The 14049-nt window shown below is 60.8% G+C and carries 11 protein-coding genes; 7 read left to right on the forward strand and 4 right to left on the reverse strand.

The window, feature by feature from the left end:
- Nucleotides 1–20: 20 nt before the first annotated feature.
- From PLH32_12345 to PLH32_12355, 3 genes are read right to left on the reverse strand one after another with little or no spacing between them, the layout of a single operon-like run.
- Nucleotides 21–533: a hypothetical protein gene (locus tag PLH32_12345; protein HQJ65396.1), complete on the reverse strand. Its 513-nt coding sequence runs from the start codon at nt 531–533 to the stop codon at nt 21–23.
- 39 nt (nt 534–572) lie between these two features.
- Nucleotides 573–1379 (reverse strand): protein-L-isoaspartate(D-aspartate) O-methyltransferase, encoded by an 807-nt coding sequence (locus PLH32_12350; GenBank protein ID HQJ65397.1) that lies wholly within the window; start codon nt 1377–1379, stop codon nt 573–575.
- Nucleotides 1324–3630 carry a fused MFS/spermidine synthase gene (locus PLH32_12355; GenBank protein HQJ65398.1) on the reverse strand — a complete coding sequence of 769 codons (2307 nt, stop codon included), beginning with the start codon at nt 3628–3630 and terminating at the stop codon, nt 1324–1326. The genes PLH32_12350 and PLH32_12355 overlap by 56 nt, the downstream gene beginning before the upstream one ends.
- Nucleotides 3631–3770: 140 nt before the next feature.
- On the opposite strand from PLH32_12355, the gene PLH32_12360 reads away from it, so the two are divergent.
- Nucleotides 3771–4454, forward strand: coding sequence for a hypothetical protein (locus tag PLH32_12360; GenBank protein ID HQJ65399.1), 684 nt, complete (start codon nt 3771–3773; stop codon nt 4452–4454).
- A 42-nt stretch (nt 4455–4496) separates the two neighbouring features.
- On the forward strand, nt 4497–5441 hold the full coding sequence (locus PLH32_12365) for a universal stress protein (protein HQJ65400.1): 945 nt from the start codon (nt 4497–4499) through the stop codon (nt 5439–5441).
- A 12-nt stretch (nt 5442–5453) separates the two neighbouring features.
- Here the strand turns inward: PLH32_12365 and PLH32_12370 are convergent, their stop codons facing one another.
- Nucleotides 5454–7790 carry a family 10 glycosylhydrolase gene (locus tag PLH32_12370; GenBank protein HQJ65401.1) on the reverse strand — a complete coding sequence of 779 codons (2337 nt, stop codon included), beginning with the start codon at nt 7788–7790 and terminating at the stop codon, nt 5454–5456.
- 178 nt (nt 7791–7968) lie between these two features.
- Here PLH32_12370 and uvrB point away from each other — a divergent pair, with 178 nt between their 5' ends.
- The 5 genes from uvrB (at nt 7969) to PLH32_12395 (ending at nt 13994) form a co-directional block, all read left to right on the forward strand.
- On the forward strand, nt 7969–10014 hold the full coding sequence (gene uvrB, locus PLH32_12375) for an excinuclease ABC subunit UvrB (GenBank protein HQJ65402.1): 2046 nt from the start codon (nt 7969–7971) through the stop codon (nt 10012–10014).
- 8 nt (nt 10015–10022) lie between these two features.
- Nucleotides 10023–11294 carry a phosphoribosylamine--glycine ligase gene (gene purD / locus PLH32_12380; protein HQJ65403.1) on the forward strand — a complete coding sequence of 424 codons (1272 nt, stop codon included), beginning with the start codon at nt 10023–10025 and terminating at the stop codon, nt 11292–11294.
- A 109-nt stretch (nt 11295–11403) separates the two neighbouring features.
- Nucleotides 11404–12327 (forward strand): NAD-dependent epimerase/dehydratase family protein, encoded by a 924-nt coding sequence (locus tag PLH32_12385; GenBank protein ID HQJ65404.1) that lies wholly within the window; start codon nt 11404–11406, stop codon nt 12325–12327.
- Nucleotides 12328–12334: 7 nt separating this feature from the next.
- On the forward strand, nt 12335–13513 hold the full coding sequence (locus tag PLH32_12390) for a sigma-54 dependent transcriptional regulator (protein HQJ65405.1): 1179 nt from the start codon (nt 12335–12337) through the stop codon (nt 13511–13513).
- Nucleotides 13506–13994: an LptE family protein gene (locus PLH32_12395; GenBank protein ID HQJ65406.1), complete on the forward strand. Its 489-nt coding sequence runs from the start codon at nt 13506–13508 to the stop codon at nt 13992–13994. The genes PLH32_12390 and PLH32_12395 overlap by 8 nt, the downstream gene beginning before the upstream one ends.
- Nucleotides 13995–14049 lie beyond the last annotated feature (55 nt).

The raw sequence follows: 14049 nt of genomic DNA on the forward strand, positions 1-14049 counted from the left end.
CGGCCGCTGGAGAAGTGGAGCTATTCGGTGCGGTTGCGGTGATAGCTGCTAAAGATGATGCCCAGTCCGACGGCGATCAGGAGCAGGGGCCAGTAAGCCATGATCTCGCGCATGGTCAGCCAGTTGATGCCAAGGTCATCGAGAATGGCGACCAGCCCGAACGCGGATAGGATACCGCCGGGGACCAGAACCCCCCAATCCTGCGGTTTGAACGCGTAAAGGGCAAAGAAACTCAGGCCGAAGGCCAGAAGCAGGATACTCCAAAGATTGATGCTCCAGAGTGAGTCGATCACACCGTAATTTTTCAAAAAAGTGAAAAGGCCGCAAACCAGCAGAAAGGTCGCCCAGAAGACATTGCCCTTGTCGCCCTTGGCTACCGAGACGATCGACATGGCCGCGAAGAGCAGAAGGGCGACCGGGTAAATCTCCTCCCAGCCGAAACTGAACAAGCCCATCTGTTTGAACAAAAGCCCGCCGCCGATCAGAATGAGGATCAGGCCCAGGACCAGATTGGAGTCGTATTTTCTTTTCATGAGGATCCCTCTTCGTAGTGGAGAGTTGTGCTGCCTATATTAACGTAAATCCCTTTGCATTGTTTCATCCCGGTTGTGAAATTCCATTCCGCTTTCCATCTGGCCCCCCTCTGCACGCCCGGTCATGGGCACAAAGCGCACCGGAATCAATTCTCTGCGCGAGAGATGCCCCTCCTGGTTGCGTGTAATGAGCACCAGTTCCTGATAGGCGCCACCGAGCGGCAGAATCATACGGCCGCCGCGGGCGAGCTGTTCGACCAGGGGCTCAGGGATCACCTCAGGCGACGCGGTTAGGATAATGGCATCGAATGGCGCCTGTTCGGGCCAGCCGGCATAGCCATCGCCGCAACGGACCTGGACATTGGAATAGCCCAGGGCGGCCAGGCGCCCGGCAGCTTTCCTGCACAGCGGTTCGACGATCTCGATGGAGTAGACCTCCCGGGCCAGGAGGCTCAGGACCGCCGCCTGATAGCCGGAGCCGGTGCCGATCTCCAGCACCCGGTCGCCGGGACGCACGCTGAGCATGGCGGTCATGTAGGCGACGATATAGGGCTGCGAGATCGTTTGCTCGTAACCGATGGGCAGCGGATGATCCTCATAGGCCCGGTTACGCTCGCCGGGAGGAACGAAGAGGTGGCGCGGCACCATTTCCATGGCCGCCAGCACGGCGGAGTCCTGGAGGCCCCGGGCGCGGATCTGACGGTCGACCATGAGCTGCCGTTCGGAGTTCAGGGCCTGCTCCGCCGACGCGGCGCTCCTTTGCGGGGTTGCCTTCTCTTCTTGCATGCAGTCACTCCCTGAAATCAGTTTCACGGCAGCGATCAGAATCCCGATGGTTTTGACCATTTATCTCCTCCTCGATCTGCGGACGGATTGCCGCAACAAGAACCAAAGCCGCCGCTAGGTTGGCCAAGGCGACCAGCCAGAGGCTTCGGGCGAAGCCGAAAAGCGGAACCCAGAGACCACCGATAAGCAAGGCGGCGGTGGCGCCGCCGGCCAAGTCAACACCGTTGACCGTTCCCCACCTGCCGCGACCGGCGAAGGTTTCGTGCAGCCCGGAAAGCAGCGGGAAAAGGGCGCCGGTGAGTCCGCTGATGCCGATGAGCCCGAGATAAAAGAGCGGCGTCAGCGGATGGCGTGCCAGCAGCGCGAAGAAGGGGGTCAGTAAAAGAGCCGAGAGCGCGATCAGGGTGAGGAGAAGGGCCGCCAGAGTACCCCGATGCTGCGGGGGGACGCGCAGTGCGAGCCCTCCTCCCCCGGCCAGTCCGCCCATGAAGGCGGCCAAAGCGAGGCCGATGGCCTCGTAGAGATTGCCGTAGAGGCTTTGCAGCGCCAGAATGAAGAGCACATCAAAGGCCGTCGCCGCCATGCCGAGTGTAAACGCCGCCAGGAGAATGAAGGGGAGCAAAGGATGGCCGCGTTTGCGCCGTCCTCCCGCCCGACGCGCCCGCCGCCAGGCCGCCAGCAGTACTATCACCAGCAGTAGCGACCAAAACATCGCGATCCGGCGGTAGCCGATGCGTTCGACGGCGAGCAGGAGGGCGCTGCTGCCGCGTACTGTCTTCTGCCAAAGCATCAAGTCAGTCAAATAAGCAATCGGGTGAAAATCGCGGTTACGCCAAGCGGGCGCATCGGCCAGTTGCGCTTCGAGGGCGGCGAGGCGCTCCGTCGGCAGCCAGGTGGCGAACATCGGCGGGAAGAAATAGTCGAGATCGAGCTGCTGAGCCGCTAGGCGGCTGCCAAGCAGCACTGGATCAGCCGTCACCACCTCCCGCTGTCCCGCCAGATAGAGCGCATCATTGCCCGGGATGACGATCACATGCTCGAAACAGCGCCGCAAGGCCGCGTGCAGGGCGCGGTTGAGGCGGAGCAACTCGGGGCCGAGATAGTTCTCACCGCAAGGGACATTCAGCAGGGCGAGCATCCCCGTGGGGGCCAGACGGCTTTTTGCGAGGCTGAAAAACTCTTCAGTATAATAGCGGTTGGCCAGAGCTCCGGCGGGGCGCCCGACATTAAGGACCAACAGGTTGTAGCGTTCGCTGCAGCGCTGCAGGAAATGACGGCCATCGGTGTGCAGGACGGTCAATCGGGGTGTGCGCCATAGCGCGCGCAGAGAATCGGGCCAGGCAGCGAGCGCGATCTCAAAGGCGCGACGGTCGGCTTCGATAACCGTGACCTTCACATCCTGGGGGCGCGCCAATTCGGGGGCCAGTCCTCCCAGACCGCCGCCAATCAACAGGATGCGCCGCGGCGAAGACAGGGGCTGGCTGAGGAGCAAGGCCGCCTGGGCCTGGCTGTCGATAAGATTGGGTAGCGCGGTCTGGAAAACCCCGTTGCTGAAGAGGCTGGGCGCGCCACCCCAGTCGACTACCGCCAGTTCGCCGTGAGGCGAGGCGGCGCGGGCACGCAGCGACATACCGGGGGCGAAGGCGTGCCACCAGGCCGCAGCCCGGCGCTGCTCGATTCCGGGCGCCAGCAGGAGAAGGGCCAATAGCACGGCGGCCAGGACGGCGTGCCCCGGGCGGCGGCCTGCACGCCAGGTCATCAGGACGGTCAGCAGCAGCCCGGCGATCAGGAGGGTCTGCACGGGCGAAAGCCAGTGCACCAGCAAAAAGGTGAAGAGGAGACTGGCGGCGACGCTTCCGGCGGCATCCCAAACATAGACGCTGGCCGCAGGATTGTCACTCTCCTCAGCGCCGGCGCCGGCGAGCAGTGCGAAGGAGAGTCCGAGTGGAACGGTGACCGGAACGACGGTCATGAGTGCAAGCAGGAAGAGGTGCGGGATGGTCAGGTATTCGGCCGCCGGGACCTGCAGCAAGGTACGAGCGCCGGGGAGCACTAAAAGCGAGGCGATGCCGCAGAGCAGGGCGACTCCCTGCAAGCGGAAAGCGAGGGCGGGTGCCTGCTGCGGCCGAGGCAGCCGCAACCGGTTTCCGAGCCAACTGCCCAGTCCCGAAAAGCCCATCCAGATGGCGAGGAGAAATCCGACCAGCAGTTCGTTGCCCCAAAAGATCGCCATGAAGGCGCGCAGCAGGACGAGCTGCGCCAGCATGGCGATGCCTCCGAGCAGCAGGGCGGCGGGCTTGATCGAATGCATGGCTTCCTCCTTCGGGAAGGGCTCTCCGCGGAAATTTAGGAAAAATAGCGGGAGAAACCAACAAAATTACAAAGAGCTTGCTATTTTCATCAACTATCTTAAATTTATAGTCACGTGCTATTTCATTTATGGAGGCCTGGATGCGTAACGGGTTGTTTGGGTTGGCGTTGGGATTGGTTTTACTGGGGATCCAGTGCTCCGAGCCCACCAAATCAGAAGAAAAAATACCGGAAGCCCCGGCGATGATCGTCCTTCGCGGGCCTGCTTCGGTCAATGCACCGCCGCAAATCGGGCAGAAGGCGGACGAGATCAATTTCTATTTCAACTCGGTCACCGGGTTGCTGGCCGATCTCGGTAAGACGGCTCCGGCGATCAACAGCAACATCTATTCCTGGGAAGTACCACTCGGCAACGGCACTATCACCAAGCAGATCAAGGCGGTCCGGCGTTCGGACCAGTCGGTCGACTGGGCGGCGGTGCTGAACGGCGTGGCGGCGGACGGCACGCTCTACAGCGACCGCAAACTTTTCGTCGGCAAATCGGCGGGGGATAACAGTGCACAGTCGTGGACGTTCTATGATCTCGTCTCCGGCGGCATCACCCACAAGATCGCCTGGAGCAAAAACAAAAACGGCGTGATTCTGCTGGATGACACCTTTGCCGCGACCGATGGCCTCTGGCACCTGACCAATGCCCGGGATTTCTCGGGGAGTTATCGCTATACACTCGCCGGGAAGCTTCAATTCGAAGCCGTCTGGAAGGCCGACGGCTCTGGAAGCTACATCGATCATACACTATCGGACACCACGACGGCCTGGAAGTAAGCCGCACAGCAGCCATGAGGCAGCGCCGAAGGCAGGAGAGGGATGAGAATCAAGCAAGACAACGCCGGGGGGCTGGAGGGATTTCCACCTTTCCAGCGTGCGGTGGTCGCTGTCGCCCTTTCACCGCACCTTCCGGCGGTCCTGAATCAGTCGAGCCATCTTCTCCGGCCGCTAGGAACGGAGGTGCTGCTGCTGCACGTCGGCGGGGATAGTGCAGCGGCGCGACGGCGGCTGGAGGAAGCGATCGCCGCTTCGGCATTCGGCCGTGATCAGACGCCGGCGCTGATCATTCAGCCCGGGCAGCCGGTCGAGGTCATCGCCGCGGTGGCCCGCCGCGAACGCGCCGATCTGATCATCGCCGGGGCGCCCAAAAAAGAGAGTCTGCTGCGCCATTTCCTCGGTTCGGTGGCCACGCAGCTGGCTTCCGGAGCGCCGTGCTCACTGCTGCTGATGACCGATTCCTCTCTCACGCCGACGCCGATCTTTCGGATTCACTGTGCCGTCGAATATGACCGGCCCGCTCACTTTGCCGTCGAGGTGGCCATCAGCATAGCCCGGCAAATGCACAGCCGCGAACTCGTGCTGACTCATTCCTTCCACATCCCGGAATGGGAGGGCAAGATGAGTAAGGTGGATACCAAGGAAACCCAGCGCATCTATCACCGTCAGGATCTGCGTTTGCGCCGCTTCCTCTCCCGCTTTCCCTCACAGGGTGTCTCCTGCCGGGCCCAGTGCTTTCATGAACACTCGCTCTCCGCCACCCTCGAATTCGCCCGCGATCTCAACGCCAACCTGCTGGTTCTTCCCGGCCCGCGACGCCAGAGCGGCGTTTGGGATCGTCTCATCAAAAACAATTTGACCCACCTCCTGCAAACTCTGCCTGATGCCATCCTGGTGACGCGTAAGCCGCGCTATAGCGTGCGCCGCTCCGGCGATCAATCCGGGGCAAAAAAAAAGCCCGTTTCCGCGATTGGGAAACGGGCTTGATCAAGCCGTATGTTATTTTTTCCGCACCCAGAGGTTGAGGGTTGCCGGGCCCCGGCCTGCTGCATCGAGGACGAAGAGCGAGTCGGTGGAGGCCGAAATGGCGAGGGCTTCCGGCGCATTAAGCGGGGGATCGCCGCCACTGAGATGGGCGAGCAGGCGTCCGGCCCGGTTGAAGATGGTGATCACACCGCGCTGGGGGTGGGAGACGTATACGACATCCGCCGAATCGCTGGCCACCCCGCCTTCAGCAGCATCCGCCGGCAGCAAATTTTTTACCCGCCAGTAGCGCGCCAGGTAGCCCTCAATGGCGCCGTTCCAGCACTGCACACCGCCTGTGGTCTGATCGGTCAGATAGACCTGGCTGCCGTCCTTGAGCACCGCAATATCACCGCCCGTGTGGTCGATGCCGAAGGGGCTGCCGCTCAACTCGATGCCGAGGGGGGAGAGGAGATGCCAGCGCGTCGAGTTTTCCTCAAGGAGATAAAAGCGCCCCTCACGGTCGCAGTCGATGCCGCTGGCGGGAAAGTCGAGGGCGATGCCGGGGAGGGGTATGCCGTTGCCGGCGTGAAAGCGGTAGATCATGCGCGGCTCTTCTTCGGTGAGCACGCAGATCAGGTTGGGCGGAGCGAAGGCTATGGCGCTGATGACGCCCAGCGGCCGGCTCTGGAGATCCTTGTCGGTGCCGTACTGGATCGGCGAGAAGGAAACCGGATGGCCCTGGCGATCGAGGATGGTGATGGCTGGAGCACTCAGCGCACCCACCCAGATCTGGCCGCGGTCGTCAGTTGCAAGTGCGCAGGGTGACTCGATGACCGGGCCGAACGTGCCGCGGGCGAGAAAGTTCTGGTACCTGGCCAGAATTGAGAGGGACCAGACATCGCTATAGCCAAAATTGCGTTTGGGGTGGCCGGCGGACTCTTCATGGTTGTCCCAGGCATGGATACGAAAACGGAAATCGAGGCCCGCATCATCGGCCTTGATGGCCTTGTCGGTGATATACCAGTCCTTGTAGTTCTTGAGTTTGCTCATCTGGACTTCATTGGCGGGATTGGGGGGCCAATCGCAGTCGAAGAGCAGATAAATCCCTTTACCGTCCGAACCGGTACGGTCGTCATAGACGCCCGAGGGATCGGTGATCTTGGCGGCGATCCGGAATTTGGAGTGGGCATAAACGCGATCAGGGAGGGTATAGGCTTGTTCGACGATCGGTCCCTGCGAATCTCCGGCATAGCGCTTCCAGGGTTGTTCGGCCAGGGCGACTTCACTGGCAAAGTTTTCGGACAGGATCCGGTTAAGGTCGGGATCCGGGGTATGATTGGGGAAGAGCAACTCGTAGGAGAAGAGGGCCATGCCCTTGCAGCCGGCATCGCGGGCGATGCGCAACTGGGTGGCGAGATGACGGGCGCTGCCGAGGTAAATGCCGGGATAGACATGGCGGTTATGATCGTTATAGCGGTGCTCGAGTAACTGGCGGCGAAAGAGGGTATCGTCCCGGGTGTAAATCATGGGATAAATGGCGTCGATGATGCCGCGGGCGAGCCACTCGTGGCTGTCCTGGAGGTAGACGCGCCGGCCGGTCGGATAGTTGCCGAGGACGGCGGCGGAGAGGACCAGGGTGGGGTTATGGATTTGCATCGCGGTGTGGAGCCGGGCGATGAACCGGCTGATCGCCTCGCGCCGCCACTGGCTCCAAGCGGTTTCGTCGCGGTCGGGGGTTCCGCCGGTCTCCTGCCGGTAAACTTCCAGCGAGGCCCGATCATAGGAAAAGGAGGGGGCGGGATAGCGGATATAGTCGAGATGAATTCCGTCGATGGCATAGGTGGTGTACAGTTCCTCGCAGAGTCCGAGGAGATAGGGGGTGACCTCTGGATGGGTGGGGGAGAGCCAGACATATTGCACGTTAAGGGGTTGGCGCTGGCCGAAGCGGTCTACCATAAACCAGTCGGGATGGGCGTTGTAGAGTTGATTGCCGATTCGCGGCGGTTTGGTACCCATCCAGCCGGGGTAGACGTTGATCCAGGCTTGCAGTTTGAGGCGGCGGGCATGCGCCTGATCGATGGCCACCTGTAGGGGATCCCAGCCGGGGTTGCTGTTGCGTAGCTCGGAGGCCCAGAGTTCGATCCTAGAGCGGTAGAAGACGGTACCGTCGCCACGGACCTGGAAGAGGATGGTATTGAAGTGGGCGGCCGCGGCATTCTCCATGATCTGAGCGATGTCTGCCGGCGACTGATAATCCCAGCGCGTCACCCAAAGGGCGCGCGTTTCGGGTTCCTCCCCCGAAGCGATGGCAATCGTGCAAAACAAGGTGATGAAAATCAGGGTGCCGGTTAGGCCCAATCCGCTACGCATGCAGGCTCCATTCTGGTCATTCTGATGGGAGAATTTACACAAAAAGCAGTTACTATCAAATCCTTTTATTGGTATTTTGCAGCTTCACGGCACGTTATTTCCAGCTTGACTATTTCCCTGATTCATGGTACATTAATTGTTTAGGTTATCTCTTTTGGTTCTATGAACAGGTGCCGGCATGAATCGCTTCCAACTGGTTTCTCCCTTTGAGCTGCAGGGCGATCAGCCCCAAGCAGTCGAGCAGCTGGTCCAGGGACTGCAGCGTCAGGAACGCTACCAGACCCTGCTTGGAGTCACCGGCAGCGGCAAGACCTTCACGATGGCGCACGTCATCGCCCGGATGAACCGGCCCACCCTGATCATCTCGCATAACAAGACCCTGGCCGCGCAGCTCTTCGGTGAATTCCGCGGTTTTTTCCCGGGGAACGCCGTCGAGTATTTCATCAGCTATTATGACTATTATCAGCCCGAGGCCTACCTTCCGCATACCGACACCTATATCGAGAAGGATACCTCGATCAATGACGAGATCGACCGGTTGCGGCTGCGCGCCACCTCAGCCCTGCTCTCACGCCGCGATGTGATCATCGTCGCGTCGGTGTCGTGCATCTATGGCCTCGGCTCGCCCGAGGACTGGCTCGAGATGCTGATCATTCTCAAGGTTGGGCAGCACATCGAGCGCAACCGGATTTTGCATAAGCTGGTCGAGGTGCATTATTCCCGCAATGATGTCGATTTCGACCGCGGGACCTTCCGCGTCCGCGGTGATGTAGTCGAGGTGATCCCGGCCTATGAGCGTGAAGCGATTCGCATCGAGATGTTCGGTGATGAGATCGAGCGGATCTCCCGGGTGGATGTACTCACCGGAGAGATCAAGGAAGAGATGGAGACGGTGGCGATCTACCCGGCCAAGCATTTCGTCACCTCACCGGAGCGGCTGAAAGTGGCGATGGAATCGATCCGCGGGGAATTGAAGGAGCGTCTTGGTGAGCTGCGCGAAGCGGGGAAGCTGCTCGAGGCGCAACGGCTGGAACAACGCACCCGTTTCGATCTCGAGATGATGCAGGAGATCGGCTATTGCAGCGGGATCGAGAACTACTCCCGCCATCTCGGCGGCCGCAAGCCCGGCGAACGCCCCTCGACCCTGATTGATTATTTCCCCCGGGATTATCTCCTGATCATTGACGAATCGCACGTCACGGTGCCGCAGATCCGCGGCATGCACCATGGCGACCGATCGCGCAAGGAGGTCCTGGTTGAATATGGATTCCGGCTCCCCTCGGCCCTGGACAACCGGCCGCTCAATTTTGACGAGTTCACCGCTTCGATCAATCAGTGCATCTTTGTCTCCGCCACGCCGGCTGAATATGAACTGGAAATGTGCAAGGGTGTGGTTGTCGAGCAGGTGATCCGCCCGACCGGACTGATGGATCCGGAGATCGAGGTGCGGCCGGTCAAGGGCCAGATCGACGATCTCATCGGCGAAATCAATCTTCGCGCCGGGCGCGGCGAACGCATCCTGGTCACCACGTTGACCAAACGGATGGCGGAGGATCTGACCGAATACCTCTCGGGCATGGGCATCCGCGTCCGCTATATGCATTCGGAGATCGACGCCCTCGACCGCGTGGTGATCCTCCGCGACCTGCGCCTGGCTGAATTCGACGTGCTGGTTGGGATCAACCTGCTGCGCGAGGGACTCGATCTCCCCGAGGTCTCGCTGGTTGCCGTCCTCGATGCCGATAAGGAGGGATTCCTGCGCTCCGAGCGCTCACTCATCCAGACCGCCGGGCGTGCCGCCCGCAACATCAACGGCAAGGTGATCTTTTACGCGGATAAGATCACCGATTCGATGCGCATGGCGATCGATGAGACCAGCCGCCGCCGCGCCATCCAGGCGGAGTACAACGAAGCCCATCATATCACACCCACCTCGATTGTCAAGTCAATGGAAGAGGTGATGGGAGCAACGCGCGTCGCCGATGCCCGCCCGGAGCCTTACGGCAAAAAAGAGGTCACGATCGAGGACAAGGAGTTCCGGCAGACCTGGAAACGGATGAGCGAAAAGGAACAGCTCGAGCTCCTGGGCGAGCTGGAGAAGAAGATGTTCGCCGCGGCTGCGGCGCTGCAGTTCGAACAGGCGGCGGAACTGCGCGATCAGATCGATCTGCTCCGTCTCAGCCATGAAGAAAAATTCAAGATCGCGCACATCCTCGAGAAATAGGAAAGATCATGCGAGTACTGATCATCGGCAGCGGCGGGCGCGAGCACGCGCTGGTTTGGAAGGTGAAGCGCAGCGCGCTGGTCAAGAAGGTCTATTGCGCCCCGGGCAATTACGGTATCGCGCGGGAAGCCGCCTGCGTGGAGATTCCGGCGCATGACATCAAACGGCTGCTTGCCTTTGCCGTCAAGGAGAAGATTGATCTGACTATCGTCGGGCCGGAGCAGCCTCTGGTCGCCGGCATCGTCGATGAATTCGAGGCCAACGGCCTGGCCATATTCGGCCCGACCCAGCGCGCCGCGGAACTGGAGGGGAGCAAAGCCTTTACCAAGGAGCTCTTGGCGCGCCACCACATACCCTCCGCCCGTTTCAGCGTCTTTTCGGACTATGAAGCGGCGAGGCGCTATCTGAGCGGGGCTCGCTTGCCGGTGGTGATCAAAGCGGATGGCCTCGCTGCGGGCAAGGGGGTGGTGATCTGCACCGATCCGACACAAGCGGCGATGGAACTGCACAAGATCATGGTCGGAATGGTTTTCGGTCAGGCTGGCAGCCGGGTGGTGATCGAGGAGTTTCTCACCGGCGAGGAGGTCTCGGTGCTCGCCCTCAGTGACGGGGAGCATTTGGTCTATATGGCCCCGGCGCAGGACCACAAGCGGATCCTGGATGGCGATCAGGGCGGCAACACCGGCGGCATGGGGGCCTATGCCCCGGCGCCCTTCCTGGACGCGGTCCTGACGGAGAAGGTTCGCACGGAGATCATGGAACCGACGATCCGCGCGATGGCGCGCGAAGACCGCCCCTATCGCGGCGTTCTTTATGCCGGCCTGATACTGACCGCCGAGGGTCCCAAGGTCCTCGAGTTCAACTGCCGTTTCGGCGATCCGGAGACCCAGGTCATCCTGCCGCTGGCGGCCAGCGATCTGGTTGAAGCGATCATGGCCAGTCGCGACGGCGGCCTCGGCTCGTTTCAGTGGCGCAACCATGCCGGCGCTGCGGTGGGCGTCGTCATTGCCTCGGGCGGCTATCCGGAGCGCTATACCACCGGCCACCGGATCTATGGCCTCGACGCTTCACCCGACAAGGATGTCGTCATCTTTCATTCCGGCACGAAACAAACCGACGGTTACCCAGTGACCGCCGGCGGGAGGGTGCTCACGGTCACTGCCTGGGCGCCGGATCTCGAGTCGGCGATCGCCCGCGCCTACCGGGCCGTGGGCAAGGTGGCCTTTGACGGCGCCTACTACCGCAAGGATATCGGCGCCAAGGGATTGCGGCGGAAATAAGAGCCCGGCGTTGCGGCCGGTTTTCATCGTCTTCAGCACACGGAAACCTATCAGCCATTCATCGCTTCATGCTCCCGGGCATGCAGCCATCACTCGCAAGGAGCCCATCATGAAAATCCTCGTCACCGGCGGCGCCGGTTTTATCGCCTCGCAGATCACCGATGCCTATATCGCCGCCGGCCACCAGGTGGTGGTTCTCGATAACCTGGTCACCGGAAAACGGGAGAATCTCAATCCCGAGGCGACCTTTTATCAGATGGACATTCAGGACCCCGCGCTTGTCGAGGTCTTCAAACGTCATCAGTTCGATATCGTCAATCATCATGCTGCGCAGATGGATGTGCGCCGCTCCGTCGAAGATCCCATCTACGACGCCCGCAATAATGTCCTCGGCTTTCTCAATATCCTCCAGGCCAGCGCCAAGACCGGTGTAAAACGCGTTATTTTTGCCTCTTCAGGCGGGGCGATCTATGGCGAGCAGGATAGCTTCCCGGCAGATGAGCGTCACAAGACCCAACCCTGCAGTCCCTACGGGATCACCAAACTGGTGGGCGAAAAGTACCTCTTTTTTTACAGCCAGACCTGGGGCATCGGCCATACCATCCTCCGCTACGCCAACGTTTATGGCCCGCGGCAAAATCCGCATGGTGAGGCGGGGGTGGTCGCGATTTTTTGCAGCCGCTTGCTGGCAGGGGAAGAGCCGGTGATCAACGGCACCGGTGAGCAGACCCGCGACTTCGTTTTCGTTGCCGATGTCGTTGCCGCCAACCTTCTGGCCCTGGCGCAGACGTCCAACGATACCTTCAACATCGGCACCGGCCATGAAAGCACCATCAACGAGGTCTACCGCACCCTTAACGCGCTGATTGGCAGCAACAAGCCCGAAAAGCACGGCCCGGCCAAGGAAGGAGAGCAGTTCCGCAGCGTCATCGACGCCAGCCATGCCGCCAGGATGCTGGGCTGGAAACCACGCTTCACCCTCGAGACCGGTCTGCATGAGACCGTTGAATTCTTCAAGAAAGCGAGATCCTGAACGTCCGATGTGCGTCGATCAACCGGAACATGAACACTGGCGCGAGGTGCAGCGGGAGACCGGTATCCTCGGCGATTCTGAGGCGATCCGCCGGCTGCTGGAGACCATCGAGCAGGTGGCCGGCACCGACATCTCGGTGTTGATTACGGGAGAGAGCGGCACCGGCAAGGAACTCGTCGCCCGGGCGATCCACCTGCGTAGCCACCGCAAGATCCATTCGCTGATCACAGTGAATTGCGGCGCCATCCCCGAGGGCATCATCGAGTCCGAGCTTTTCGGGCATGAAAAGGGCTCCTTCACCGGAGCGGTTGGACCGCGCAAGGGCTATTTTGAGCTGGCGGACAGGGGATCGATCTTTCTCGATGAGATCGGCGAGCTGCCGCTGACGACCCAGGTCAAGCTGCTGCGGGTGCTTGAAGCGCGTGAGTTCATGCGGGTGGGGGGCGTTGAGTCGGTCCAGGTCGATGTGCGCTTCATCGCCGCCACCAACAAGCAGCTCGAGGAGGAGGTGCGACGCGGCCATTTCCGCGAGGACCTCTTTTACCGCCTGAATGCCGTCCATATCCGCGTGCCGGCACTGCGTGAGCGCAGCGAGGACATTCCGCTTCTCGTGCAGAAATTCGCGGCCGAATTTGCTCGCGAAAACCATATCGATTTTCCGGGGTTCAGCCCATCAGCTCTGGCGGCGATGTCCAAGGCGAGCTGGCCGGGCAACATCCGCGAGCTGCGCAACGTCGTAGAAAAGATCATCGTCCTCGAACGCGGCACCTGGATCGATGAGGAAACTGTCCGCCGATACTTGCGGATCAGCCATCCCATGGATCCCGCCTTGCCGGTGCCGGTCACCCGGGGACGGGAAGAGACCGAGCGGGAGCTTTTTTTGCGGATTTTACTGGAGATCAAGAGCGAGATCGCCCAGCTGCGCGAACTGGTGCTGCAGCGTCAGCCGTCGCACTATCCCCTGGCGCCCTGGCGGGAAGAGCTCGCCGAAGAGTATCTCGAGCCGGTACCGCCAGCGGCGGAGGGGGAACGCCGATCGGTGGCGGAGATGGAGAAGGAGCTGATCCAGAGCGCCCTGCAGAAATTCGGCGGCAGCAAACGCAAGGCCGCCCTCGCCCTGGGGCTGAGCGAGCGCACACTCTACCGTAAGATTGAAAAATACGGATTGAAGGTTTCCCGTGATTAAACAAGGCTCGATTCTGCTGCTGCTCGGCCTTGCAGCCGGTTGCGGCATCTATTCGGTAAAGGGCTCCATGGCGCCCCATCTTAAAACCGTGGCGATCCCGCTTTTTGACAACCGCACCGCGGAGTTCCGCGTGGCGGAAGACCTGACCGACGCCATTATCACGGCGTTCACCAGCGATAACTCGCTCAAGATCGCCGAGCGCAGTTCGGCCGATGTCCTTATCGAGGGGAGCATTCTCCAGATCGATGATCGGGCGGGCGCTTTCGATGCGGGCGAGAACGTGCAGGATATGAAGGTCTATCTCAGTGTTCAGATAAAATGCACCGACCAGGTTCAACGCGAGGTGCTCTGGCAAGAGCGGCTGACCCATTTTGGCAGCTACGATCCCTCCGGCGGGCAGGAGGCGCGCAGCGAAGCCCTCACCGAGGCGATGCAAAAGGTGAGCGAGGATGTTCTTAACAAGACCGTAGCCAATTGGTAATTTTTGCGCATATTAGCACAAACTGTTTGGTATTTTTACAAAGAATGGTTAATTT

Source organism: bacterium (assembly GCA_035419245.1).
GTDB lineage: Bacteria > Zhuqueibacterota > Zhuqueibacteria > Residuimicrobiales > Residuimicrobiaceae > JAKPUX01.

What these genes read in the sequence shown, in the direction of transcription:
- PLH32_12350 (HQJ65397.1), bottom strand. Translation starts at nt 1,379, where the DNA reads ATGGTCAAAACCATCGGGATTCTGATCGCTGCCGTGAAACTGATTTCA.
- PLH32_12355 (HQJ65398.1), bottom strand. Translation starts at nt 3,630, where the DNA reads ATGCATTCGATCAAGCCCGCCGCCCTGCTGCTCGGAGGCATCGCCATG.
- PLH32_12345 (HQJ65396.1), bottom strand. Translation starts at nt 533, where the DNA reads ATGAAAAGAAAATACGACTCCAATCTGGTCCTGGGCCTGATCCTCATT.
- uvrB (HQJ65402.1), top strand. Translation starts at nt 7,969, where the DNA reads ATGAATCGCTTCCAACTGGTTTCTCCCTTTGAGCTGCAGGGCGATCAG.
- purD (HQJ65403.1), top strand. Translation starts at nt 10,023, where the DNA reads ATGCGAGTACTGATCATCGGCAGCGGCGGGCGCGAGCACGCGCTGGTT.
- PLH32_12370 (HQJ65401.1), bottom strand. Translation starts at nt 7,790, where the DNA reads ATGCGTAGCGGATTGGGCCTAACCGGCACCCTGATTTTCATCACCTTG.
- PLH32_12390 (HQJ65405.1), top strand. Translation starts at nt 12,335, where the DNA reads ATGTGCGTCGATCAACCGGAACATGAACACTGGCGCGAGGTGCAGCGG.
- PLH32_12360 (HQJ65399.1), top strand. Translation starts at nt 3,771, where the DNA reads ATGCGTAACGGGTTGTTTGGGTTGGCGTTGGGATTGGTTTTACTGGGG.
- PLH32_12365 (HQJ65400.1), top strand. Translation starts at nt 4,497, where the DNA reads ATGAGAATCAAGCAAGACAACGCCGGGGGGCTGGAGGGATTTCCACCT.
- PLH32_12385 (HQJ65404.1), top strand. Translation starts at nt 11,404, where the DNA reads ATGAAAATCCTCGTCACCGGCGGCGCCGGTTTTATCGCCTCGCAGATC.